The organism is Saccharomonospora iraqiensis subsp. iraqiensis, from assembly GCF_000430445.1.
Lineage (GTDB): Bacteria > Actinomycetota > Actinomycetes > Mycobacteriales > Pseudonocardiaceae > Saccharomonospora > Saccharomonospora iraqiensis.
Map to the genome: position 1 here is coordinate 124,495 of NZ_KE387135.1, position 1,663 is coordinate 126,157.

General features: G+C 75.3%; 3 protein-coding genes. 1 reads left to right on the top strand and 2 read right to left on the bottom strand.

Translation table 11 applies throughout. The features are described from left to right. The first annotated feature begins 156 nt into the window (after positions 1–156). Positions 157–621 (top strand): DUF3237 domain-containing protein, encoded by a 465-nt coding sequence (locus ACTIR_RS0120555; protein ID WP_026455676.1) that lies wholly within the window; start codon positions 157–159, stop codon positions 619–621. Here ACTIR_RS0120555 and ACTIR_RS0120560 read toward each other — a convergent pair. Beyond that, complete coding sequence (locus ACTIR_RS0120560; protein ID WP_026455677.1) at positions 606–1,208, bottom strand: GNAT family N-acetyltransferase; 603 nt, start codon at positions 1,206–1,208, stop codon at positions 606–608. The genes ACTIR_RS0120555 and ACTIR_RS0120560 overlap by 16 nt on opposite strands. Then, a partial coding sequence (locus ACTIR_RS24635; protein ID WP_034241229.1) for a YbaK/EbsC family protein occupies positions 1,205–1,663 on the bottom strand: 459 nt, incomplete at its 5' end. The genes ACTIR_RS0120560 and ACTIR_RS24635, both read right to left, overlap by 4 nt.

Consider the following 1,663-nt stretch of genomic DNA (forward strand, 5'->3'; position numbering starts at 1 on the left):
GCACCGGCCGAGGGCCGCGGTACCGGCTCCGGAGCGGGTGCCGCCGGACCCGGTACCACGGGTGGCCACGGACGGTCCGCCGACGTTGACCCCCCGTCCGTGGGCCGCTAGCCTCGCCGGGACCGGAGTCGATCAGTGACGGGAGGCCGTCGCGCCGTGGAACCGCCCCCGCTGGGCCTCGACCGCATCGCCCGGGTCGAGGTCCGTCTGGACCCGGTGATCACACTCGGCCCCACCCCGCAGGGCCTGCGCCGGATCGTGCCCATCACCGGGGGCCGCCTCGAGGGGGACCGGCTGCGCGGGGAGATCCTGCCCGGCGGCGCCGACTGGCAACTCGTCCACGACGACGGCAGCATCACCGTGGACACCCGCTACACCGCCCGCACCGACGACGGCGCCCCGGTCACCCTGGCGACCCACGGTGTCCGCCACGGCGAACGGGCCGTGCTCGACCGGCTCGCCGCCGGCGAGCACGTGGACCCGCGGGAGTACCACTTCCGGCTCGGGGTCCGGCTCGAGGCGGGGGACGACCGTTATTCGTGGGTCAACCGCACGGTGTTCGTGGCCTCCGCGGCGCGCCTGGCCGACGCGGTCGTCTACGACCTCTACGCACTGTCCTGACCGGGGGCGGGCCCCGGTTCCAGCGGCAGCGCACGGCCCAGCACCGCGAACGCCCGCGGATCGCCCGCGAAGTGGTAGTTGCGCAGGACGTCCTCGAAGCCGAGCCTGCGGTAGAGCGTCCACGCCCGGGTGGGCCCCTCCGGGGTGGACAACAGCACCCGCGCACTGCGGACGTCGTCCAGCAGTCCGCGCAGCAGTTGCTCCCCGAGGCCGTGCCCCTGCCGGTCCGGGCGCACGTGGATCTCGGTCAGCTCGAAGTAGTCGGTCAGCCGGGCCGCCGCGACGTCCGCACCGGCCCGGGCGGACAGGCCGCGGTGGACCTGCTCGTACCACCACTGTCCGGGCGCGCCGGGATAGCCGTAGGCGAGCCCGACCAGCACGTCGTCCGCGTCGAGGGCGGCCACGCACCGCCAGCCCGTCCGCAGCGCGTGCGTGAGCCACATCGGTCGGCGCTGCTCGGCCGTGCCCGTCGGGTACCGCATCGCCGCGACGTACACCGACAGCGCCTCCGGCAGCCGGGTCCGGAACTCCTCGGGGGACAGCGGGACCACGCGGACGACGTTCTCCCCGCTCGACGTGGCCGTCATCGTGGTGCGGTCCGTTCCCGCGCGTCACCGGCGGCCCCGGCGACCTCGGCCGGTCTGCCGTCGGTGAGGGCGACCAGGTCGTCGAAGGTCACCGGGAACAGCGAGTTCGGGTGGCCCGCCGCCGCCCAGACCGTGCCGTGCGCACGCAACGCCTCGTCGATCAGCGTGGTGATGCGGTGCGGATGCCCCACCGGGGCGACACCCCCGATGACCTGACCGGTGTGCTCCCGGACGAAATCGGGATCGGCCTTGTCGACCCGCGCGGCGCCGGTGAGCGCGGCGAGGGCGGCCGTGTCCGCGCGGTGCGCGCCGGAGGTCAGCGCCAGCAGCGGGAGGTGGTCGCCGTCGGCGGTGGTCGTGCGGAAGACGAGGCTGTTGGCGATGGCGCCGACGTCGACACCCAGGGCCTCGGCCGCCTGCGCGGCCGTGCGGACGGCGTCGGGCAGCATGCGCAC

Excerpts from the sequence above, each read along its gene's own strand:
- ACTIR_RS0120560 (WP_026455677.1), bottom strand. The coding sequence starts at position 1,208 with ATGACGGCCACGTCGAGCGGGGAGAACGTCGTCCGCGTGGTCCCGCTG.